The organism is Acidimicrobiia bacterium (assembly GCA_035471805.1).
GTDB lineage: Bacteria > Actinomycetota > Acidimicrobiia > Spongiisociales > JAHEDJ01 > JAHEDJ01.
This window is the reverse complement of the sequence record DATIPS010000007.1, coordinates 37,626-60,582: the sequence shown is the minus strand read 5'-3', so window position 1 is coordinate 60,582 and position 22,957 is coordinate 37,626. Positions and strand designations below refer to the sequence as shown.

Annotated in this window: 20 protein-coding genes; 6 read left to right on the top strand and 14 right to left on the bottom strand. The window is 63.7% G+C overall.

Annotated elements, in window-relative coordinates; translation table 11 throughout:
• Window positions 1-83 precede the first annotated feature (83 nt).
• Window positions 84-605 carry a SigE family RNA polymerase sigma factor gene (locus tag VLT15_01395; protein ID HSR43869.1) on the top strand — a complete coding sequence of 174 codons (522 nt, stop codon included), beginning with the start codon at window positions 84-86 and terminating at the stop codon, window positions 603-605.
• Window positions 602-2,083, top strand: coding sequence for a hypothetical protein (locus VLT15_01390; protein HSR43868.1), 1,482 nt, complete (start codon window positions 602-604; stop codon window positions 2,081-2,083). The genes VLT15_01395 and VLT15_01390 overlap by 4 nt, the downstream gene beginning before the upstream one ends.
• Window positions 2,084-2,223: 140 nt before the next feature.
• On the opposite strand, the gene VLT15_01385 is transcribed toward VLT15_01390, so the two are convergent.
• From VLT15_01385 to VLT15_01335, 11 genes are all read right to left on the bottom strand, one after another.
• Window positions 2,224-3,096 (bottom strand): nuclear transport factor 2 family protein, encoded by an 873-nt coding sequence (locus tag VLT15_01385; protein HSR43867.1) that lies wholly within the window; start codon window positions 3,094-3,096, stop codon window positions 2,224-2,226.
• Window positions 3,097-3,412: 316 nt separating this feature from the next.
• Window positions 3,413-3,955, bottom strand: a complete 543-nt coding sequence (locus tag VLT15_01380; protein ID HSR43866.1) for a hypothetical protein — start codon at window positions 3,953-3,955, stop codon at window positions 3,413-3,415.
• A 22-nt stretch (window positions 3,956-3,977) separates the two neighbouring features.
• The gene (locus VLT15_01375; protein ID HSR43865.1) at window positions 3,978-5,486 is read right to left on the bottom strand and encodes a hypothetical protein; all 1,509 of its coding nucleotides are present in this window, start codon (window positions 5,484-5,486) and stop codon (window positions 3,978-3,980) included.
• Entirely contained in the window at window positions 5,476-5,943 is a 468-nt protein-coding gene (locus VLT15_01370; GenBank protein ID HSR43864.1) for a sigma-70 family RNA polymerase sigma factor, read from the bottom strand. Before VLT15_01370 ends, VLT15_01375 begins: the two co-directional genes overlap by 11 nt.
• A gap of 170 nt (window positions 5,944-6,113) precedes the next feature.
• Window positions 6,114-7,718, bottom strand: coding sequence for a cation:proton antiporter family protein (locus VLT15_01365; GenBank protein ID HSR43863.1), 1,605 nt, complete (start codon window positions 7,716-7,718; stop codon window positions 6,114-6,116).
• A 151-nt stretch (window positions 7,719-7,869) separates the two neighbouring features.
• Window positions 7,870-10,068, bottom strand: coding sequence for a catalase/peroxidase HPI (gene katG, locus VLT15_01360; GenBank protein HSR43862.1), 2,199 nt, complete (start codon window positions 10,066-10,068; stop codon window positions 7,870-7,872).
• 137 nt (window positions 10,069-10,205) lie between these two features.
• Window positions 10,206-10,928: an ABC transporter permease gene (locus VLT15_01355; GenBank protein ID HSR43861.1), complete on the bottom strand. Its 723-nt coding sequence runs from the start codon at window positions 10,926-10,928 to the stop codon at window positions 10,206-10,208.
• Window positions 10,925-11,869 carry an ATP-binding cassette domain-containing protein gene (locus VLT15_01350; protein HSR43860.1) on the bottom strand — a complete coding sequence of 315 codons (945 nt, stop codon included), beginning with the start codon at window positions 11,867-11,869 and terminating at the stop codon, window positions 10,925-10,927. Before VLT15_01350 ends, VLT15_01355 begins: the two co-directional genes overlap by 4 nt.
• Before the next feature lie 201 nt (window positions 11,870-12,070).
• Window positions 12,071-13,279 carry a hypothetical protein gene (locus tag VLT15_01345; protein HSR43859.1) on the bottom strand — a complete coding sequence of 403 codons (1,209 nt, stop codon included), beginning with the start codon at window positions 13,277-13,279 and terminating at the stop codon, window positions 12,071-12,073.
• A gap of 137 nt (window positions 13,280-13,416) precedes the next feature.
• Window positions 13,417-14,592 carry an aminotransferase class V-fold PLP-dependent enzyme gene (locus VLT15_01340; GenBank protein HSR43858.1) on the bottom strand — a complete coding sequence of 392 codons (1,176 nt, stop codon included), beginning with the start codon at window positions 14,590-14,592 and terminating at the stop codon, window positions 13,417-13,419.
• Window positions 14,585-14,974 carry a PPOX class F420-dependent oxidoreductase gene (locus VLT15_01335; protein ID HSR43857.1) on the bottom strand — a complete coding sequence of 130 codons (390 nt, stop codon included), beginning with the start codon at window positions 14,972-14,974 and terminating at the stop codon, window positions 14,585-14,587. Before VLT15_01335 ends, VLT15_01340 begins: the two co-directional genes overlap by 8 nt.
• Window positions 14,975-15,069: 95 nt before the next feature.
• Here VLT15_01335 and VLT15_01330 point away from each other — a divergent pair, with 95 nt between their 5' ends.
• Window positions 15,070-17,196, top strand: a complete 2,127-nt coding sequence (locus tag VLT15_01330) for an acylase (protein ID HSR43856.1) — start codon at window positions 15,070-15,072, stop codon at window positions 17,194-17,196.
• Between the two features lie 54 nt (window positions 17,197-17,250).
• Window positions 17,251-17,709: a PaaI family thioesterase gene (locus VLT15_01325; GenBank protein HSR43855.1), complete on the top strand. Its 459-nt coding sequence runs from the start codon at window positions 17,251-17,253 to the stop codon at window positions 17,707-17,709.
• Window positions 17,710-17,780: 71 nt separating this feature from the next.
• Here VLT15_01325 and VLT15_01320 read toward each other — a convergent pair whose 3' ends face one another.
• From VLT15_01320 to VLT15_01310, 3 genes are all read right to left on the bottom strand, one after another.
• Window positions 17,781-18,536 carry an SDR family oxidoreductase gene (locus tag VLT15_01320; protein HSR43854.1) on the bottom strand — a complete coding sequence of 252 codons (756 nt, stop codon included), beginning with the start codon at window positions 18,534-18,536 and terminating at the stop codon, window positions 17,781-17,783.
• Window positions 18,537-18,663: 127 nt separating this feature from the next.
• Window positions 18,664-19,638: a nitronate monooxygenase gene (locus tag VLT15_01315; protein HSR43853.1), complete on the bottom strand. Its 975-nt coding sequence runs from the start codon at window positions 19,636-19,638 to the stop codon at window positions 18,664-18,666.
• A 66-nt stretch (window positions 19,639-19,704) separates the two neighbouring features.
• Window positions 19,705-20,490, bottom strand: a complete 786-nt coding sequence (locus tag VLT15_01310; GenBank protein HSR43852.1) for an SDR family oxidoreductase — start codon at window positions 20,488-20,490, stop codon at window positions 19,705-19,707.
• Between the two features lie 83 nt (window positions 20,491-20,573).
• On the opposite strand from VLT15_01310, the gene VLT15_01305 reads away from it, so the two are divergent.
• Together VLT15_01305 and VLT15_01300 are read left to right on the top strand one after the other, a co-directional pair.
• Complete coding sequence (locus tag VLT15_01305) at window positions 20,574-21,773, top strand: acyl-CoA dehydrogenase family protein (protein HSR43851.1); 1,200 nt, start codon at window positions 20,574-20,576, stop codon at window positions 21,771-21,773.
• Window positions 21,766-22,902, top strand: coding sequence for an acyl-CoA dehydrogenase family protein (locus tag VLT15_01300; GenBank protein ID HSR43850.1), 1,137 nt, complete (start codon window positions 21,766-21,768; stop codon window positions 22,900-22,902). Before VLT15_01305 ends, VLT15_01300 begins: the two co-directional genes overlap by 8 nt.
• Window positions 22,903-22,957: the final 55 nt, after the last annotated feature.

Here is a 22,957-nt window from a genome sequence, read left to right as displayed (position 1 = left end):
GCTGGTTCGGTGATTTGCTTGTAGTTCGATTCCTGGCGCCGAGCGAGTAACTAGTCGAGTGAGCCATTGGGAAGGTCTTTCGAATGGAGCTTGGGAGGGCGGAGATGAACGACCGGGCGATTGTCGGTTCGTTCGATGAGTTCTACAAGGCAGAGTATCGGCCGCTAGTCGGTTTGGCCTACGTTCTGTGTGGGGATCGTTGGGCAGCGGAAGACCTTGCACAGGATGCGTTCCTGGCCGCTCGACGGAACTGGGCGGATGTGAGCCAACTCGATTCTCCTGAGGGATGGGTCAGGAAGGTATTGGCGAACCGGTCGGTGTCGCTCTTCCGGCGTTTGCTCTCTGAGCGACGGTCACTCCATCGCCTGTGGCGGCGAGCGGAGGATGTGTCACCGCCGGAGATCTCGGCAGAGGGTGCCGCTGTGTGGGAGACGGTGCGGCGTCTTCCGAGACGGCAGGCGCAGGTGATCGTTCTGACCTATCTGGAAGGTTGGTCGATTCAAGAGGTGGGCGAGATCCTTGGCTGCTCTCCGTTCACGGTCAAGACCCATCTACAGAGGGCGAAGGCGACCCTGGCAGAACGATTCGAGGAGGATTCGCAATGACTGTCGATCGCAAGCTGAATCTGGCCGCCAACGAGGTACGACGGTTCAGTGAGACCGTCGAGGTTCCTACGCTGGACAATCCCTCTCGACGGACCACCCGCTCCACGAGGAAGGCCCCAACGTCGCCTTGGCGCCCGGCCGGATTAGCTGGCGCCACAGCGGTGCTGGTGTTGGTGATTGTGGGCGCGGCGGCCCTGGTCCTCAGCAGCGAGATCTCGGAAGTGTCCGACACACCCCCGACCGTGCAGAGCGGAGCCCCAGCACCAGAGACAACTGTGTTCCCAGAGGGGGCAGAATCCGCGTCGCCGATCTCTTGGGCAACTGTCCCTGCTCAAGAGGCTCTTGGCGCAAACGACCAGACCCGCGAGTACCAGATGCACACGGTCGTAGCCGGTGGGCCCGGTTTGATCGGGGCCGGTGAAGTACGACCAGCTGGCGGCGAGTTCAACGGCGGCCTTCCGATCTCCGGTGGGGTCGCCGCCGTTTGGACCTCTGAGGACGGCTATAGCTGGGATCGAGTTCAGCACGACGAGTCTGTGTTTGGGGCGCCGGGTGGTGCATTGATCGAGGACCTCGTTGCCGGAGGGCCAGGGTTCGTAGCCGTCGGGGGAGCCGGGGAGGAATCCGGCGCCGCGGTGTGGGTCTCAACCAACGGCACGGATTGGGAACGAGTGATGTCGTCCGGTCCCGACGACACGATGATGCTCGCCGTTGCAGAAGGCGATCCCGGCCTGGTAGCGGTGGGCTTTGGGGCGATCTGGTTCTCGGTCGACGGAATCGAGTGGAACAGGATCGAGGGACTCGAGGAAGTCGGAGTGCTGGCAGACGTGGCCTACGCCGACTGGGGGTTCGTCGCCGTCGGATGGAGACAGGGGTTCGGAGTCTGCGTCAGTGGAGAGGCCGGATCGACGGTGAAGCCGTATGCCTTCATCTCCCCCAACGGAACGGACTGGACGCGGGTCGCTCTCCATCCGACAATGGGGAATGAATGGGTCGCGATGTATGCACGTACCGTGATTGCTCGCAACGGCGATGTAGTCATCGCAGGCAGCAGCGCCGCTACCTGCCCGTCGAAGTTCGACGCGCGCCCGGCCTTCTGGACCTCCAGCGGCGGGTCCAACTGGGCCGAGCACATCCTCGATCCTGCCTATGTCGGTGGACTGGTCCGCCCCGAAGCGTATATCCCAGGACTCGCCGTCACCGACCAGGGTCTGGTGGCAGCCGGTGCCTGGATACACACAGTCAAGTCCGAAGACGACACGCCGAAATCTCGCCCCGCCGCCTGGTACTCGACTGATGGTGGAACCACCTGGGACGAGACTTCAACCGATTCAGTCTTCGAAACGGTGAACGGCTTGCCCGATTCCGTGATCGACGACGTCGTCGCGTTCGGCGAGAGGCTGGTCGCCGTCGGATCCCATGAAGGCACGGCAACCGTGTGGATCGCCCGGTGGGCGAACCCAACCACAGAGGAGTAGACCATGAGAAGAACTGGCGTCGTGATACTCGCGGTTATCTCTTGTTGTGCGGTTGGTTCAGCGGCGAACACTCGCCCACGGGGCTGTGCTGTGACCTGAGGGCGGGAAGGCTGAGTAGCGCAGAACGCCTATTTGGCGTGTCATCCAGCGATGTTGGCGAACGTGTCGGGGTTGTGGAACACCTCTTCGCGGGTGATGAGATCCTGCGGGTGGGGGGTGAAACCGTCCGTTCGAGGGGTACCGAACTCGAATGTGGTCAGGCTGTCAGAGGCGGCATAGTCCCCATTTGGTGAGGAGACCCGGTAGTGGAGGCCGACTGCGATCAATTCACCGAGGTCGAGATCAGCTTCAGTCGGCAGGCCCGGTCCGTTGGTCTGTGCGTATACCGCAATCACTTCGAGGATGAAGTCGCCCTGGCCGAACCGTGCTCTGGAGGTGCCGTTGATCTCCGAGGGGCCGACTGCTGAGATCCCGTTCAAGTTGTCGACGAATGTGGCGTTATCGGCGTACAGTGCGGCGATCTGGTCGGGGTCTCCTGATGTCCACGCCGTGACATAACGTTCCACGATTACCCCGAGTTCGGGGCAGCCGTTGTTGGCGAAGCAGCCGAAGCCCATCGTTTCAAGACTGTCATCCTCAAACCAGATGTCGAAACCTGTGACCGAGTCGCCCTCGAAGTGGAACACATTGAGATCCACTACCGGACGATGACCTGATGGTTCCGTTGACCACGGAGGCCAATAGCCGTGACCGTACACGGACCGATAGGCAGCCCCGTCGGCAGAGACGAAGACCTCTTCGACAACTGGTGCAACGTTCGGGAAGTGGCGTACGAAGTTGCGGAGTATGGGCACGATCACGGTGCTGCCCTCGATGATGAAATCTCCATCGGCTGGGTCGTAGAAGACGACATCATCGGCGAATCGTTCGAGAGCAAACTCGATGTCGGGCCATGACCGGTGGTAGGTGTCTGAGAACTCAACCGCATGTGCGTGCAGTTCCGCAACGCTCATGTTCGACAGTTCGTTTGTAGTCTCCGTAACGGGCGTTGTGGTCGGCTGGGGTTGGGAGCCACTAGTCGGCGAGATCGATGAATCAGCTCGTGTGTCGGTTGCAATGCACGCTGACAAGACAAGAATCAGTCCCGCCAGTGCATACACCGCTGTGTGCCTTCGCACGACCAACTCCTTTCACCTCTCCTGCATCGTTCCAAATCCAACGCGAATGGGGAAGAGGCCAAAGCCCCGAGCCTGGAAAACACCCGCTCGGCGAATGCTGGGATGAACTGCAACCCCGGCTTCTATGTATCGTGGCGGCGCGGTGAGACGACTAGGGCTGAGACGGAAGGTCGACGTGGATCGTCACCTTTGAGCCGGTCGTCCCCCTCTCGGGGCTGTAGGCCACCGCGAACACCAGGGCAGGATCTTGATCTGCCGCCAGGCCGACTTCGCCGGGGGTGCAGCCATCGATAGCGGCGGCGGGGATCTCGACGTCGATCATCCACGGCGAGTCGGGAATGGGGTTCTTCTTCTTTCCGAAGCTCCCGCGATAGCAGAAGTCGCCGGGGACACTGTCCTTCACTTGCACCTCCAGAGACGCCGCCGACTCCGCATCGATGGCGATCCGCCAGGTGCCTTGCAGCGAGGCGACGTCGATGCAGGCTGACGGTTGGTCGGCGTCGAGGACCAGCTCAAAGTCGTTGTCGGCGCCACCAATCTGCGCGAACTGGGGATGCTCGACGGCCCACTGTTCGCAGGTGAGGCCTATCATCGGTTCCGGTCCCGGTGGCGGCACCGGCTTCTTGGCACTCACCGGCGCCTGCAAAGTCATCAGTATTCCCAGTGCCAGGATCACGCTCGTCGTCTTTCTCATCGTCTTCCCCTATCGGTATGAGTCACTCTTCGTTGGTGGCGATCCATATGGCGGCGTCCGACCCCCAGCTGCCGACTGCGATCAAGCTGGACTCGACCTCGACCGACGCATATATGGCATTCGGCCCTTCGTTCAGTTTTCCGAAGGCGGCGGCGCTCATTACGCGATCCCAGGTCCGGCCTCCGTCGGTCGAGGTCCGGACCACGGCCGGCCCAAGGTTCACGTCGGCGGCGCGGCCTACTCCGGTGGCAACCAGGAGGTCGCCGAAACTGCTCACTCCGAAGATCCGGTCGAAGTTCATGCCGACTGCCTCCTCGATGGTGCTTCGTCCCCATGTCACCCCATCTACCGACGTCCAGACTGCTGCGTCCTCGGTGCAGGCGAGATCCTGACATCTGCCCACGCGACCTGCGGCCACCAGACCGGGACCACCGACGATCACGTCGTCCATGCGTGCCCAGTCTCCGTTGTCGGGTCCTCGGGCCGGGTATCCGCTCAGCAATCCGGCCTGTTCGGGTACTCGCGACCAGTCGCGGCCGTCGGTGGAAGTCCACACTGCCGCCGGCTGGCCCGGTCCGCTTTCCCCCGCCAGGTCGCCGCCTTGTCCGACCGCCACGAGTCCGGGACCGGCCGGCACCACTGCCCACATGACCTGGAATTGTGGCCCTCCGAACACCGCCTCGTCGTGAGGGACCCGCTCCCAGCTGATCCCGTCTGCCGAGATCCACGCCACCGCGTCGGCGGAGCCTTCAGTGACTTCCACCCCTACCGCGACCAGCTCCGACCCAAACACAGTGACGTCCTTCATGAAGACATTGGTCTGTTCCGTACCGCCGAAGGCGGCCTCGTCGTGAGGGACCCGGCTCCAGCTGATCCCGTCCTCGGAGATCCACACAGCCGAGATGCCGGAAGATCCATCCTCCGACGTATCTTCACCCACGGCCACGAACCCCGGTCCGCCCGCCGTGACCGCCATCATGTACTGATCCCCCGGACCACCGAAGACGGCCTCGTCGTGCACGACCTTGCTCCAGGTACTTCCGTCGGTCGAATACCAGACGGCAGCATCGAGATCACCGCCCGAGCCGTCCGCACCGACCGCCACCAATCTCGACCCACCGGCGGCAATGTCTCTGATCCACTGCTGCCCGGATCCACCGAAGACGTCGGACTCGATGCGGGTCCAGGTCATCGTCACCGGTGGCGTGGGGGCCTCGGTGGTGGTGGTCGGGGCTGTCCCTGTGGTAGCGGTCGGGCCCGCTTCTGAGTTCGTCGTGGGTTCCGATGCGACGGCCGTGGACACGGTCGCCGGTTGCTCGACAACAGGCGACTCCGAACCCAACGGATTCAGGACTACGACCAAAGCAAGAGCCAGAACAACGAGTCCTGCCGCAGCAACCGCGGCCGTCAACCGTGTCGAGCGCGGCCGGTGCTCTGCGATCCGCCGAGCCGTCTCGGGTCCAACGCTCGGTGTGGTGTCATCCAGATGTTCGGCATAGGCGCGAATCCGATCCTCCAGGTCAAAGACCATCGGCCACCTCCAGGTCCGCTCGCAGCTTGCTGAGAGCTCGTTCCACGTGGTTCTGGACGGAACTCAGCGAGATGCCGGTCAGATCGGCAACCTCCTGATACGTCCACCCAAACCCCTTGACCAGCATCACCGCCGTCCTCTGTCGCTGTGACAGCCGTCGCAGGGCAGCCGGCAGGGCAGGTTCGATCCAGGGCGAATCATCGGCCGCCGGGTACATCTCGTGAACGATGCGGGGCCGCCGGAAACCCCAGCGACCCCGGCTCCGGCCGACCCGGTATAGGTAGCCGATCGGGTTCTCCATGGTCTGGATCCGGTCCCAGTGTTCCCAGGCGTAGGCAAGGGCCTCGGCCACAGCTTCCCAACCTTCCTGACGGCCGTAGGCGGAGATCAACGCGTGGCGGAGCTTCGGCTCCGCGGCTCGAACGAATTCTGTGAACGAGCTTGTCCGGATCTCCAACAACCCTGCCTCTCCGTCCTCTCAATCTAGAAGAGGTCCGGCGGCGGGGTTCTTACCACAAGCCCGCGCGGCGTAGCCCGGCTCAATAATGTCGAACCGGGTGGTCTCGACCGGGTCGAGACTGCCTGCCCGTGCTCTCGTGTACCGGCTCCGGGCTCACTCGCTCCGGTCTACACGTCCGGTTCTTCCGGTTCCGCAGACCGCTCCCACGCCGACGCGACGGCGTCGTCGGCGAGACCCTGACCGGCCTCCTCGTACAAATCCCTGGCGACGTCGACACCGGCGGTCCTGAGCTCGGCGACCTGGTCCGGGTAGGTGGCGATCGCAGCTATGTGGGCCTCCGGCAGGAACTCCTTTGCTCGGTGGACGCACTCGAGGTTCGAGCGGTGGTTGTCCATCGCCACCAGGATCAGTTCCACATCGTGCCGGAAACGAAGTCGATCCCAGAAATCTCGGTCGAGCGCATCACCACGCACCACGTTCCGTCCGTGTCTGTCGTGTCGGGCGATGGTTTCGTCGCTGCGGTCCACGCCCACAACTATGGCGCCGCGGCGGGCGATGATTTCATCGTATGCGCCGGTCCCTACCCGGCCCATTCCGAAGATGACGATCCGGGCGTATCCGCAGTCGACAACTGCATCGTCTGGTAGGGGTGGGTGTCGTTCCAGGCGGGCGAGTCGACCCGACAGAGAGCCGTACATGCGGTAGCGGGCCGAGTTGGCCGCGGAGGCCACGACGAAGGAGGCGGCTACGGCGACTGCGATCGCCGACACCCACGCTTGGTCGAGATGCCCGCCGGCAAGGCCGGCCGAGGCCACGATCAGCCCGAATTCGCTGTACGTGGACAGGGTCAACGAGGAGTGGAGGGCGGTGCGGGATCTCAGCCGGAATCGCGTGAAAACCAGGAAGAACAGGGCCCCCTTGATCGGGATGAGCATGAGTATCAAGGTCGCCATAGCGTACGAGCCGAGCGGAGGAGTCCCCGCCAACCCGATCGAGAGGAAGAAGCCGACCAGGAAGAGGTCCTTGAAGTCCAGCAACCGGTCGGCCATCTCATCCGCTCGAGTGTGCGACGAGACCACAATCCCGGTCACCAGCGCACCGAGCTCCGGTTTCAGGCCCACCAGATCAAAACCTCCCGCACCAACCCCCAGTGCGAGTGCGAAGCCGAGCAGAACCAGGAGCTCGCCGTGTCCGGTCCGTGCCAGCAGCCATCCGACGGCAGGTCGCAGCGCCAGGATCACCAGCACCACCGGCAGCGCCCACAACGTCGGCAACTCTCCGGTCGACAATGCCAGAAAGGCGACGGCGGCCACGTCCTGGACGATCAGCACACCCACCGCCACTCGCCCCGAAAGCGACCCGGACTCGTTCATCTCCTCGAGGGTCTTGACCGCGAAGACGGTGCTCGAGAAGGAGAATGCCAGGCCGATCAAAGCGACCTGCCCCAGGTCGAGTGTCGAAGCCATCGGGACCCCCAGCGCCCCGGCGACGAGCAGCACGGCGGTCAACAGGGCCGTGGTGGAGGCAAGGTGAATCGTGGCCGTTCCCCACACCTCCGGACGAGCCAGGGTACCGATCCTCAGCTTGAGTCCGATCCCGAACAGCAGCAACTGGACGCCGAGTTCTGAAATGGTCTCGAGCGCCTCGCTCGCCTCGAACCCGCCGGCATGAAGCACGAAACCGGCGGCCAGATAACCCACCAGGGCCGGAAGTCGCATACGGGTGGCTGCGAATCCAAAGCCGAAGGCTACGACCAGCAGCACGAGGTCCATATGCGACACATTATGGCCGTCCGGACGCGGCGATGGCGCCAGCAGGGAGTCCGGCGCGCTGCGGCCTCCGGACGCCGGAGCCGGGCCGTAGGCGCCTCAGCCGAGCCTAGGGAACCGGGTAATCCGTCAACCGGACCTCCGTCGGCTCAGATCACTGGAGGTCGAAGCGATCGAGATTCATGACCTTGTCCCATGCCGCGACGAAGTCATGTACGAACTTCTGCTCGGCGTCGACACTGCCGTAGACCTCGGCGATCGCCCGGAGCTCCGAGTTCGAGGCGAAAACGAGGTCGGTGCGGGTGCCCGTCCACCGGAGTTCACCGGTCGCCCGACTGCGACCCTCGAACACGTCCCCGGCATCCGAGGTCGCCTTCCAGTCGGTGGCAATATCGAGCAGGTTCACGAAGAAGTCGTTGGTCAGCGTCCCGGGTCGGTCGCTGAAGACCCCATGGTCCGACCCCCCGGCGTTGGCATTCAGCACGCGCATGCCGCCCAGAAGAACCGTCATCTCCGGCGCGGACAACGTCAGCATGAACGCCTTGTCCACCAGAAGGTGCTCGGCACGAAGCTTGTGGCCTTTCTGCAGGTAGTTACGGAACCCGTCTGCGGTTGGCTCGAGCACGGCAAACGACGCGGGATCCGTCTGTTCCTGGGTGGCATCGGTGCGACCCGGTGAGAACGGCACCCGGATGTCGTGTCCGCCCCGGGCAGCGGCCGCCTCGACCGCTGCGCACCCGCCCAGCACGATCAGGTCGGCCAGAGAGACCTTCTTGCCGGTGCTCTGCAACCCGTTGAAACCCTGCTGAATCGTTCTGAGGGTGTCCAAAACCTGGGAGACGCCGGACATCACGTTGACGTCCCACCCCGATTGAGGAGATAGGCCGATGCGCGCCCCATTGGCGCCGCCGCGCTTGTCGGTATCCCGGTAGGTCGACGCCGATGCCCAGGCTGTCGACACCAGCTGTGAGATGGACAGACCGGAGTCGAGGACTTCGGCCTTGAGCGAGGCGATGTCCTCGTCGTCGATCAGTTCGTGGTCGACGACAGGTACCGGGTCTTGCCACAGCAGTTCTCCATCGGGAACCCATGGGCCGAGATAGCGGGCGACGGGCCCCATGTCGCGGTGGAGCAGCTTGTACCAGGCCTTGGCGAAAGCTTCGGCGAACTGGTCCGGGTTCTCGTAGAACCGCTTTGAGATCTCCTTGTAGACCGGATCGGTGATCATCGAAAGGTCGGTCGTGGCCATCATCGGCGCATGTCGCTTCGACGGATCGTGCGCGTCCGGAACGAGGTCCCGGCTCTCGACGTCCTTCGGGGTCCACTGATGCGCACCGGCAGGACTCTTCGTCAGCTCCCACTCGTACCGGAACAGCATCTCGAAGTAACCGTTGTCCCAGGTGATCGGGTCAGGGGTCCAGGCACCCTCGAGTCCGCTGGTGATCGTGTCGGCTCCTTTACCGGTGCCGAGGCTGTTCTTCCAGCCCAAACCCTGCTCCTCGATTCCGGCGCCCTCGGGCTCAGGGCCGAGGTACGCATCGGCATCGCCGGCGCCGTGAGTCTTGCCGAACGTATGCCCTCCTGCGATGAGGGCAACCGTCTCCTCGTCGTTCATCGCCATCCGGGCGAACGTCTCGCGGATGTCGATCGCGGCTGCCATCGGATCCGGGTTGCCGTTCGGCCCCTCCGGATTCACGTAGATCAAGCCCATCTGGACGGCACCGAGCGGATCGGCCAGTTCCCGGTCACCGCTATAGCGCTCGTCACCGAGCCACTCCCGCTCCGGACCCCAATAGACGTCCTCTTCAGGTGCCCAGATGTCCCGGCGACCCCCGCCGAACCCGAATGTCTTGAATCCCATCGTCTCCAGGGCGCGGTTCCCGGCGAAGATCAGCAGATCGGCCCACGATATCTTCCGACCGTACTTCTGCTTGATCGGCCAGAGCAGCCGGCGCGCCTTGTCGAGATTGGCATTGTCCGGCCAGCTGTTGAGGGGGGCGAAGCGCTGTGCGCCGGCACCTCCGCCGCCTCGGCCGTCGGTGACCCGGTAGGTGCCCGCCGAGTGCCACGTCATGCGAATGAAGAACGGCCCGTAGTGGCCGTAATCGGCCGGCCACCAATCCTGCGACCGGGTCATCAGCGCATCGACGTCCCCGGCGAGCCCTTCGAAGTCGAGGGTCTTGAACTCCTCGGCATAGTCGAAGTCCTCGCCCATGGGGTCGGACGACGGCGAGTTCTGCCGCAGGATTCTCAGGTTCAACTGATCCGGCCACCAGTGCTGGTTCGCAGTTGATCCAACCGCCGTGTGAAGTCCCGTCATCACGGGGCATTTGCCTGCGCTGTTCTCTGACACTTGGGCCCTCCCGGGTTTGTGATGATTGCTGCCCGCGTTGGCTTGGGCTCTGCCTGTCGATGCCGCTCTCTTCGTCATTGTATCGGAGACGGACCGGGCTACTCCGGGCGGACCGCGTCGACTCGAGCGTCCGGCTGCTACTCGAGCATCTTCCTTCTGAACAGGACCAGAGCCAGGGCGACGATCGCCAGGGTGTAGGCAGAGACCCAGAGGAGGTCTGTGCCGATGGCACCGAGATCGGCACCATCGATCATGATGTTTCTGGTGGCATCCAGAGCATGTGCAAAAGGAAGAGCGTTTCCGGCACTCTGGAACGCGCCTCCTATCTGTTCCAAGTCCATCCAGGCTCCTCCGAATATGGTCAAGAGGAGGACCACCGCATATGCGCCGGACATCGGCGCGACGGCGAGGAGCGACCCGAGGATCATTCCGAGGCCTACGTAGAGGACTGCCATGAGGAACAGGACGAGGATGACGAGCAACACACTTCCGTTCATTTCGAGCCCGAGGAAGCCACCTATGACAAAAAGCACAACGCCCTGGATGATCGCCACCGATACATACGGCAGCGAATAGGCGGCAATGAAGTCGCGTGCCGAGAGCGGAGCGGTCAGAAGCCGTGCAAAGAGGGCGTCTTCCCGGTCCCGGGAGAGGATCATCGCCGAGCTGAACATCAGCATGACGAAACCGAACAGGGCTATTCCGGGTGTCAGGGAAGTCGGCTCGAAGATGTCCTCGAACTCTCCAAATGCCTGAAGGACGAGCAACAGGACCACGGGGAGGGCGATGGTGATTCCCAGGGACAGGGGGTCTCGCCAGACCTCCTTGAAGTTCCTTCTCGCCAGCTCCAGAGATCTCATTCTCTCAACTGCTTTCCGGTGAGATGCAAGAACACGTCGTCGAGCGTGATCTGCTTCCTGTACACGGATTTGATGGTGACTCCTCTGGGCCGCAGGAGATCCTCGATGTCGTAGAGGCTCACATCTTCACCGTCGATCTCGAGCGCACCGTCGACTGCCCTGACTTCCCGGTATCTCCCGCGCAGAGCGTCGATAGATTCGTCGGTCGGGTTGTCCGTCTCTACCACGGTCACCTGCCCGGCGGAGATACCGTCCTTCAGTTCGGTGGGAGTCCCCAGCGCGACGATCTTGCCTTCATCGATGATCGCGATCCTGTCTGCCAGCGCGTCGGCCTCTTCGAGGTAGTGAGTGGTGAGAACGATCGTTGTCTCGCCTTTGAGCTCTTCGATGTGCTCCCAGATGGCTCTTCTCGACTGGGGGTCCAAACCGAGGGTGGGCTCATCGAGAAACAGCACCTGAGGGTTGGAGACGAGAGCCATGGCGATGCTGAGCCTGCGCTTCATCCCTCCGGAATACTTCTTCACCCGCTCATCGGCCCTCTCAGTCAGGCCCATCATCTGCAGCAGCTCCTCGGACCGCCGCTTCGCCTCGTGTTTCTCGAGTCCGTTCAGGCCCGCCATGAGACTCAGGTTCTCCCGGGCGTTGAGTCGCCCGGCGACGGCCGTCTCTTGTGGTGAGATATCGATCACGCGCTTCACCGACAACGGGTCGTCGGCTATGTCGTGACCCATCACAACGGCCGTTCCGCCGGTGGGTCTGAGCAGACAGCACAACATCTTGATGGTGGTCGTCTTGCCGGCGCCGTTGGGCCCGAGGAGTGAGAAGAGCTCTCCCTGCTCAATCGAGAGATCAACCCCGTCCACTGCTGTGAAGTCGCCGAATCTCCTTGATATGTCGAGCGTTTGAATCGCAGTTGGATTGCCTTCGCCGGGTGATGTCATGACTCTCCGGGTGGTCCAGCTCTGAAAGCCCTCCCCTCCGGCCCGAGCCGGCGGGCCGGCGATAACGGGCGGTGGGTCTGGCGCTCCCAGAAGCCACACTGGAGGTGAGCCGGCCGGATGTATAGAGCCGAAGGGCCCGAATAGGTGGCATCGGTGGACCGGTTCTGTGCTGCGGCACCCGATCAGTCCCATGTCGAACCATCAGCCCGCCTCTGCCAGCGCCGCAAGGAACTCGCCAATATGAGCCTCGTAGCGTGCGGGATCGACATTCCAGGTTTGGACGTGATCGGCCTCCGGATCTGAAATCAGAGTCACCAGATGCGGGTAGGCAGCCTTCAGGTCCTCGGAGACCGCAACGGGCACCCTCTGGTCGTTCATCCCGTGGAAGACCAGAGCCGGAACCTGCAGGATGTCCTCCCGGTCCACGTAATTGATGGCGTCCCAATCGACATCGAAGCGTAGATCGGCGATCCACTTCGCCGTTGCCGTCAACGAGGGCGGGAGCGGGATAGGTGTTCCGGGGATCGTCCGCCTGGACGCTTGGTCGGAAACCACTCGCCCGAAGTCTATGTTGGGCGAGTCGAACACCACCCCGACTACGCGGTCGGCGAGCGGAGAGTAAGCGAGGAAAGCCATTTCGGCTGTGGCTCCGGTGCTGTAACCGCTGAGGACGACCCGGTCGGCGCCGTTGTCGAGCGCGTATTGAACCGCCGCTTCGGTGTCCTCCCACTCCGTTCGCCCGAACCTGTACAGGCCGCTCGGGTCGGCGGGGGCACCCGGGTCGTTTCGATAGTCGATCACGAGGGACGTGACTCCGGATTCTGCGTATGCAGGCAGCATCCGCACAGCTTCCCGTCTGTCTGTTCGCCACCCGTGCATATGAATCGCCCATATTGATCCGGCTTCACCGGGCGGGGATACCAGCCAGGCACCCATCGGGCCAAGCGGGGACTCGAAAGTGATTTCCTCGAATGTCAGGCCCACATCGGACGGGTCCTTCGGAAATGCAAAGCCTTCGAGATCGACCCCGGGGCATTGTTCCAGATCTCCGGCTGTGCAGAGCGGCGGCGGATCTCCATAGAAGATGGTGAGGTCACGTTTGACGGTGGTGCCGTCGGTCGAGCGGATTCGGCCGACCTGGCCGTAGCCGTCCTCCCACCACAATCCGATGATTCCGGGGTGGTCGATGGCTCGGCGGTCTGTTCCGTCGAGCGTGATCGAGTGGTTGGAGACTTCGACTACCCGTACGCCGAAGTTGTGCTCCGAGGCACGCGGTTCGAGGCCGTCCGTCTTGATCAGGCCCGAGAAGTACCACCCTCCGGCCAGGTGGAACAAGACCACGAACACCACCAGGCCTATCAGCGTGCGTCTCGTCCGGCGTCGATGTGCGGGATGTCGGCTATCGGTCATCGCAACTCCTTGTTCGAAGCCTGCCGCGATTGTCCGAAACCTTGGGAAGAGTTGCTATGGGGGTTTGCCCCCATCGTCCCTTCCGGCCTCGTCGGCCCAGTTGACGGTTCCGACCGTCCTCCCGGTGCTCGACCCGATCAGTGGACGGCGATGTCGAGCGCTCGGAGGGCATCGACCAGTCGGTGGAACTCATCCGGCCGGTTGTACAGGTGGGCAGAAACACGCAGCAGCCGGTGTGGCCACGCCGGCCAATCGGGGACGGGAACCTCGATGTGATGGTCGCGAAGCAGCCGGTCCCGCAGAGGCTGGCTCCCGTCGGTCGATGAAGGAGCGCCGTCATCAGGCAACGGAACTGCGGCCATCGATCCGAGAACTCTGTCGGGGGCCGGACTGGGAATGCCCAGGGTTTCGACCAACAGATCACGGGCCGAACGCGCCAGCTCCCTGTTTCGTTGCATCACTTGCGCCCAGCCGCCGTCGACCATCGCATCGACGGTTGCGATGGCGGCGGGAATCGAGAGATAGGAACTCGGGTCGTGGGTGCCGGTCCAGTCGAACAGCAGTCGGAACTTCGAGACATCGGATCGCGTGGAGTTGGCGCCGTGGCTGATGGTCGTTGGGACGATCCCATCCTGCCGGTCCGGACGTACATGGAGGAAGGCCGCTCCCTTCGGTGCGCACATCCACTTGTGGCAGTTGCCGGTGTAGTAGGCGGCTCCGATCGCCTCGATGTCCAGATCCAGCATGCCCGGGGCGTGGGCTCCATCGACCAGTGTGTCGATGCCGGCGTCGGCGAGGGAGGCGACGATTTCCTTTATCGGGAAGATCAAGGCGGTGGGACTGGTGACGTGGTCGATCACGGCCAGCCGGGTTCGAGGACTCACCGCTTCCAGGACGCCTTCCACGATCTGGTCCTCATCGTCGAGAGGGAACGGGATGCGTGCGGTCACCACAGTCGCACCCGCTCGGGAAGCCGCGAACCGGGCTGCATTGGAGCATGCGTTGTAGCCGTGGTTGGTGATCAGGATCTCGTCGCGGGCGTCCAGGGGGAGCGATCGTAAGACGGCGTTGACGCCGGTGGTGGCGTTGGGGACGAAAGCCAGGTCGGCGGGATGGGCACCGACGAAGCGGCCGAGTTCGGCGCGGGCCGATTCTCCGAGCGTTTCGAGCTCATCTCGAAAGAAGCGGACGGGTTCCAGTTCCATGCGCCGCCGGAGAGCGGATTGGCTTTCCAGCACGGCGCGCGGTGTCGCCCCGAAGGATCCATGGTTGAGGAAGCTGATCCCCTCCTCGAGATCCCAGTGTTCACGCATGCCCGAGGCTTCCGGATCCGAGAACTCGGTCGACAGAGATCTCGATCGCCACGCGCTTTGGATTGTCGGAGGGCGGCCGGTAGCGGGATTCGAAGGCGGCTTCCGCTCTGGCGATCTCGGTCGCGCTGCGGTGCACGGTTGCCGGGCCTTCCAGCGTGAGCCAGCGGCCCCCGTCCACCTGGCACACTGCGGCGCGGGCCGATCCCTCGACATTCCTGACCTTCTGCGATCCCTCATTCGTGATGATGCTGACCGATCCGTCTCCGGGGAGGTAAGTGAAGGCGATTGCGACTACATGCGGGCTGCCGTCGCGACGGAGGGTCGTGAGCGTGCCGAGGTGCCGTTCCGAGAGGAACTCGAGTTGTGCCGGTGTGAGCTTCATGCGGGGGAGTGTATTGGGCGGTACGGGACCGGTGGGCCGGTCCGGCGCCACCTTGGGTTCCCGGCAACGAACCTGCACCTGATACCGTTCCGCCGATGTCTCGTTGGAAAAGGTGGCTTCTCTCGACTGCCGGGGTCCTGGTCGTCTTGTCGGCCTGGCTGTTTTGGCCCGAATCGGCGGCAGGGGAGGTCGATGGTGTCGCTCCGGCCCCCGGCACATACGACACGGTCATCCGGCGCGACACCTACGGCATACCGCATGTATGGGGAGCGACCGACGCCGACGCGGCATACGGGCTCGCCTTTGCCCACGCAGAAGACGATTTCCTGACTATCCAGCAGACCGCCCTCGCCGCACGGGGGAAACTCGCCTCCGTGTACGGGCCGGACTCTGCCCCCGTCGACTACTTCGTCCAGTTATTGCGCATCCCGCAAACTGTGGAAGCCGGCTGGGCGCAGCTCTCGCCGGAAATCCGGGCAATCTGCGAGGCGTACGCCGACGGGGTCAACCATTACGCGCAACTCCATCCCGATGAGGCACTGGTCGGATTGTTTCCGATGTCCGGGCGAGACATAGTGGCCGGCTTCACACAGAAGGTCCCGCTCTTCTTCGGACTCGAGGCAACAATCGGATCCCTTTTCGAGGATGAGCGTCCCGACCTGTCGGCCGCCGGATCACCTGCGGTCAGATACGGATCCAACGTGTTCGCCGTCTCGCCCAATCGGAGCGCGGGCGGCGAGACGATGCTGGTATCGAACTCACATCAACCCTGGACCGGCCCGGTTGCATGGTACGAAGCCCACGTCACCAGCGATGAGGGTTGGGACATGACCGGGGCGTTGTTTCCGGGCATGCCGGTGCTGGCACTCGGGCACAATCGCGACCTCGCCTGGTCGTTCACCGTCAACCGTCCCGACCTGATCGACGTCTACGAACTCGACATCGACCCGGACGACCCCGACAGATACCGGGTGGACGGAGAATGGCTGACCCTCGAAGTAGGAGAGGCCCCGATCGAGGTGCGCCTGCTGGGGCGCCTGCGATGGACATTCTCCCAGGAAGTCCTGTGGTCCATCTACGGCCCGGTCGTGCGCCGGGACCACGGCACGTACGCGATCCGTTATGCGGGCATGGGTGAAACCGGCCTGGTCGAGCAACTCTTCGAAATGAACAAGGCAAAGACATTCGAAGATTGGGAGGCGGCCCTGAAACGCCAGGATGGGCTGCCTTCGTTCTCCGTCGGATACGCCGACCGTACAGGCAAGATCGCCTATCTCTATCACGGTTTGATTCCCGACCGCGACCCGGCCTTCGACTGGTCCGGATACGTGCCGGGCAACACGCGGGCGACCCTGTGGGACGGCTACGTCCCGCTCGACCGGTTGCCGTGGGTCGTGGACCCGGCCGGCGGCTTCATCCAGAACTCCAACTCGACGCCCTTCACCGCCGGACCCGAAGGGCTCGATCCGTTGGACTTCCCGGCCTTCATGGGAGTTGAGGATCAGGAGACCAACAGGTCGCTTCGATCCCTCGAGTTGTTCGCGGCCGATGAATCGATCACGCCGGAGGAGTTGAAGGCCATCAAATGGGACATGACATACGACGAGGATTCACTTCCGGCCCTCCTCGTCGACCGGATCCTGGGAAGTGAGTGGGCCGCGGACCTGGACGGGGCACTGGATCTTCTCGCCTCGTGGGATCGGGAGGCTGATCCCGACGATCCGGCCACGGGCCTCGTCATCATGCTCCTGGCGCAGCTTCTGGAGGCCGATGTCGACTTCGATCCGTCGCAGATGGGGTCGGCGCTCGAGGTGGGCGATACCGAACTCGAGGCGGCCATGCGGGCTGTCGTGGCAAGGCTCGAGGAGAGCCGGGGGTCGATAGCTCCGAAGTGGTCGGAAGTGAACCGCCTCGTACGCGGTGACCTCGACATCGGAATCGGCGGAGGTCCAGACCTGCTCCACGCCGTCTACGGTGACCTGGAAGACGGTCGATTCGAGGGAATCGCCGGCGACGCCTACGTATTGATCGTCACGTTCCACTCGGACGGCTCTGTGACCTCCGAGGCAGTGCATCAGTTCGGGTCCGCCGTACACGACGGCGCTTCCCCCCACTTCGCAGACCAGGCGGCGCTGTTCGCAGAGCGCCGGCTCCGGCCGGTCTGGTTCAACGAGGCCGACATTCTCGCCAACCTCGAATCGGAGTACCGGCCGGGGGAGTGAGGCAGAAGCGACCCACCTGCCGGTCGCGGTGAGTAATCAGTTACTCTCGCTCTGATGAAGAGCCTCCAGGATACGTTCGGTCCGGCCACCATCTGTTTCGGCTGCGGACCCGCCAACGGGCTCGGCCTCCGGATAAAGAGCTTCGTCGACGGCGACACCGTGGTGGCCGACTGGACACCGCAGCCGCACCACCAGGCTTTCGAAGGTGCTCTCAACGGCGGGATCATCGGGGCGCTGCTCGACTGCCATTCGAACTGGACCGCCGCGATCCACCTGATGAACGAGCGCGGAGCCGATCGTCCCCCGGTCACCGTTACGGCCGATCTCCAGGTCGGGTTCATCCGCCCGACGCCGTCGGATCAGCCCGTGCGTCTGATAGCAAGAGTCGTCGAATCGAAGGACCCTAAGGCCGTAATCGAGACCGAACTGCTCTCCGGCGGACGGGTCTGTGCCACATCCCGGGCCACCTTCGTGGCCGTCGAAGAGGGCCACCCGGCTTACCACCGCTGGTAGTTGTTCCCCGTTTTCGCGCGACATTCCGAGCCTATGGCTGCCGAATGTCGCGCGAAAAGGTTGTATGGGGGTCAGGCGACGGCGTAGCCGCCGTCGATGTTGATCACGTCGCCGGTGTGCCAGGCGCTCTCGTCGGCGGCCAGATAGACGGCGATCGCCTCGAAATCCTCGGGAAGGCCCCAGCGCTTCCTGGGAATGCGCGGCAGGACGCCGCGCTCGAAGCGCTCGCTGGCCAGCAGTTCAGCGGTCATGTCGGTATCGATCCAACCGGGCATAACCGCGTTGGCCCGTATCCCGTGCTTGCCGTACTCCACCGCCAGCCCGCGGATCAGAGCGTTGACTCCTGCTTTCGTCGCCGCGTAGTGCTGTCCGCGCGGCATGCCGAAGACCGCAGATCCGCTGCTGGTCACGACCAGCGAACCGCCCTGCCCGTGCTCCATCATGTGGCGAACGGCCGTCCGGAACGTGATGAAAACGCCCTCCATGTTCACACGGAAAATGCTTCGCCATTCGTCGAGGGTCATTTCCGTGAACCGGTTGGCAGGTGCACCGATCCCGGCGTTGGCGAACACCGAGTCCACCCGGCCGAACCTGTCAACGGTCTCGGCGAAGGCGTGTTCGATCTCAGCCTCGTCACCGACATCGCATTGCAGCGCCAGTACGTCGGTCAGTGCTCCCAGTTCGGCTCTTGCGCTCTCGTTCTTCTGGGCGTTCCGTCCCCAGATCGCCAAATTGGCGCCGGCCTTGGCGAGGCCGCGGGCGAAGCCCAGCCCGATACCACCATTGCCGCCGGTGACGATTGCCGTTTTGCCGGTGAGGTCGAACATCCCTTGCTCCTTCTAGTCGGGCGACTGCACCGTAGTTCGTGAGCGCGGCGGGCGCCGTTCTGGCTCCTCCGGCCGGCCCGCTCGAAGTGCGGCCTCCGGTGCCAGCTCACCCGAGAACGGGTAGCTATCAGGCGTTGATGGATGCCAGACGGCCGGCGATGACCTCTTCGGCTTCGGCCATGATCCTGTCGATCAGTTCCTTCACCGTGGGGATGTCGTGGATCAGGCCCATCACCTGGCCGGCTGCCATCACGCCCTCTTGCACATTGCCCTGTTTCAGAACCTGTTCGTAGCCGCGTTTGCCGGAGACATACTGGGCGATGTCGGCGATTGTCGCCGTTCCGGTCGACTCGATCTCGATGACCTTCCTGGCCGTCTCGGTCGTGAGGACGCGTTCCGTGTTGCGCAGGGAGCGCATTACGAGGGAGGTGTCTGTTTCGCCGTAATCGACCATCGCCTGCTTCAAGTTCTGGTGCAGGGGGGCCTCCCGGGTGGCGACGAACCGCGTCCCCATGTTCATGCCGTCGGCGCCGAGCGCCAGCGCGGCGGCCAGGCCGCGGCCGTCTCCGAAACCTCCGGAAGCCACGATCGGGATATCCAAGGCGTCGGCCGTGATGGGGATGAGGATCAGCGACGTGACGTCGTCCTCGCCGGGGTGGCCTGCGCACTCGAACCCATCGATCGAAACCGCGTCGCATCCGATCGCCTGCGCCTTCAGCGCATGACGGACGGACGTGCACTTGTGGATCACTTTCATCCCGGCCGCTTTGAGGTGCTCCATGTACGGCTCCGGATTTCGTCCGGCCGTCTCGATGAACTCGATGCCTTCTTCCGCGCATGCCATGAGGTACGCCGGATAGTCCGGCTGCCGGAGCGTCGGGAGAAAGGTGAGGTTGATGCCGAAGGGTTTGTCGGTGAGGTCGCGGCAGCGACGGATTTCCTCGCGCAGCTTGTCCGGCGTTTCGAAACTCAGGGCCGTCATGAATCCCATCGCCCCGGCGTTGGCGACCGCCGAGGTGAGATCGGCGTTGGCAATCCACATCAGTCCACCCTGGACGATCGGATGCTCCACCCCGAACATTTCCGTGATTCTGGTCTTCATGAACCTTCCTTCTGTTGTGCGGGTTCTACGATGCCTGCTCTGCGGCGGTCCGGCTAGGGGCCAACGTCACTGCGCCGGGAGCGTGATCTGTCTCTGCAGGCGTCGCATGCCGTGCAGCCAGCGGTCGTAGTCGGTTGCCTTGCGGAGGAAGAACTCTCCGACCTCGGGGTGGGGCAGTATCAGGAAGCGTTCCTCCTGCAGGCCCTGTACGACGATCTCGGCTACTTCCTCGGGCTCGATGGTGTTCTGGCGCACCCACGCCGAGATGGCCGGATCGGCATCGGGAGCGTCCAACATCGCAGTATTCACGAACTGCGGGCACAGCGCCGAAACCTTGATGCCGCCGTCGCCGTAGGTGACCGACATCCACTCCGCCAGGGCCACCGCGGCGTGTTTGGTGACCGAGTAGGCGGCTGCTCCGATGTTCGTCAGCAGTCCGGCTGCCGACGAAGTCTGGAGGAGGTAGCCGTCGCCGCGTGCCAGCATCGACGGCAGGACGGCTCGTGCCGCGAAAACATGGGCCATGAGATTCACGTTCCAGATCTCCTGCCATGCCTCATTGGGCATCTCGAGACCTCCGATAGGTCCGATTCCGGCATTCGAACAGAACAGATCTATGGGGCCGAACGCGTCCTCGGCCGACGAAACGATGTGCCGCACGGCTGCCTCATCGCCGACGTCGGCTTCGACGGCAAGTCCGCCGATGCGGCCTGCAACTTCCCGGGCTGCCGCTCCGTCGATGTCGGCCACCAGAACACCACCGGCGCCCTCGTCCGCGAACTTCGCCGCGAGTGCCGCGCCGATCCCGTTTCCTCCTCCGGTAACCACGATCGTCTTGCCCGCGACCCTCACCCTTCCTCCAGTATGCTTCGCGCTGTTATTGTTAACGTACACTAACTGGTGGACGAATAGCCGTCACGATGGAGGAGCGCCAAATGAGCGATACGATCGCCGTCGACAAGGCGGAGGCGCTGGTCACCGAGAGGATCGAAGAGCTTCTCAGCGGATACGACCCGTCCGTGGAACCCCAGGAGTTCTGGGGCAGGCAATACGACCTGGGCCTGGCATGGGTGCAATATCCGGAGGGTTTCGGTGGTCTCGGGGTCAGCCCCAAGTACCAGGGTCTCGTGCAGCGCAGCATCGCCGCAGCCGGGGCGCCGACCTGGAACAGAGAAGTCAATCTGCTCGGAATCGGCATGGGCGCCGGAGTGATCTCCGCCCACGGCACAGACGAACAGAAGCGCATGTGGTTGAGGCCCATGTTCACAACGGAGGACATGTGGTGTCAGCTGTTCAGTGAACCCGGTGCCGGATCCGACCTCGCCAACCTCTCTGCCAAAGCGGTGCGCGACGGAGACGAATGGATCGTCAACGGACAGAAGGTGTGGACCACCCTTGCCCACATCGCCAAGTGGGGGATGTTGCCCGTCCGGACCGACCCGGATGTCCCCAAGCACAAAGGCATCACCTACTTCATCGTCGATATGGAAGCCGAAGGCGTCGACGTTCGTCCCTTCTATCAGATCACCGGTGAGGCCGAGTTCAACGAGGTCTTCTTCGACGATGTGCGTATCCCGGATGCTTATCGTCTCGATGAGGTGGGTGCCGGGTGGCGGGTGTCGATGACGACGCTCATGAACGAGCGGGTGGCCATAGGCAGCCGCTCGCTGCCGCGGGGAAGCGGATCGATCAAAGACGCTCTGAAGGCCTGGAAGGAATACGGCCACGACGATCCGGCGCTACGCGATCAGCTCACCCGCTACTGGGCGGAGTGGGAAGCGCTCCGGCTGACCGTCGAGCGGGCCAACCAGATGCGCAAGGCGGGCGTCCCCGGTCCTGAGGGCTCCACCGGCAAGCTGGCGTGGGCCGACCTGAACAAGGCGATCACCGCTTTCACCGTCGAGCTCATGGGATGGGACGGCACTCTGTATCCGGGCGGGTACGTACTCCACCGTCCGACCGAGTTCGAAGCCGAAGGAACCCCGCAGCGCAATTTCCTGCGGGCCCGTGCCAACTCGATCGAAGGCGGGACCTCGGAGATCATGCGCAACATCCTCGGCGAGCGGGTCCTGGGTCTCCCCGGAGAGCCGCGCGTCGACAAAGACCTACCGTGGAAGGAGGTGCCCCGTGGCTGAAACACCCCGCGTGACCTTCGCACTCACGGAGGAACAGGAGATGCTTCGCCGGACCACCCGTCAGTTCCTCGAGGATCGGGTACCTGCCGCGAAAGTCCGGGAGATGGCCGACTCGACAACGGGGTTCGACGCCGCGCTGTGGCAATCCGGTGCCGAACTCGGCTGGCATTCGCTGGCGATTCCGGAGGAGTACGGCGGTGCCGGATACACCTTCGCCGAGTTGAGCGTGGTACTCGAGGAGATGGGACGCAGTCTCTTCCCGGGGCCGTTCGTTTCGACGGTGGTCATGGCTGCCAACGCCATTCTCCTCGGTGGGAACGATGCGCAGAAGAAAGAGTTACTCCCCGGCATTGCGATGGGCGAGTCGGTCATGACAATGGCCCTGTTTGAGGGGCCGCGGGGTGCAGGTCCCGGCGACATCTCCATGGTCGCCGGTCGCCACGGCGACGCCTGGGTCCTCGACGGAGTCAAGCAACACGTCCTCTTCGGCGGAGTTGCCGGAACGATCATCACCGCGGCGAACACTCCGGGCGGCTTGAGCTTCTTCCTGGTTCCGGCCGACGCGGAGGGCGTGTCGGTGGAGCCCGTCCACACGCTCGATGCGACGCGAAAGCAGGCAACCGTCACTTTCTCCGGTGTTCGTCTGGGCGATGAGGCGTTGCTCGGCGAAGAAGGCTCGGCCGGACCGGTCCTCGACCGCGTTCTCCGTCTCACTTCGGTGGCACTGGCCCTGGAGCAGGTCGGCGGTGCCCAGTGGTGCCTTCAGACCTCAGTCGAGCATGCGCAGACCCGCTTCCAGTTCGGCCGGGCGATCGGCTCGTTCCAGGCGATCAAACACCGTCTCGCCGACATGCTGGTCTCGGTCGAGCACGCCAGATCGGCCGCATACCACGCGGCCCGTGTGGTCGATGATCCCGGCGAGATGCTGATTGCTGCACCGCTGGCGAAGTCCGTGGCTTCCGAGGCATATCTGACGGCTGCGTCGGACACGATCCAGGTTCTCGGAGGAACCGGGTTCACATGGGAACACGACACGCACATGTACTTCAAGCGCGCCAAGAGCACGTCGTTGATGTTTGGTGGCGTCCACCACCAGCGCCGGCTACTGGCCGAGGCTATCGGAATCTGAGCGAAGGGGGACTCCCCGGGCCCCGGCCTCTGGGCCGGTGCCCCGGAGAACCGAT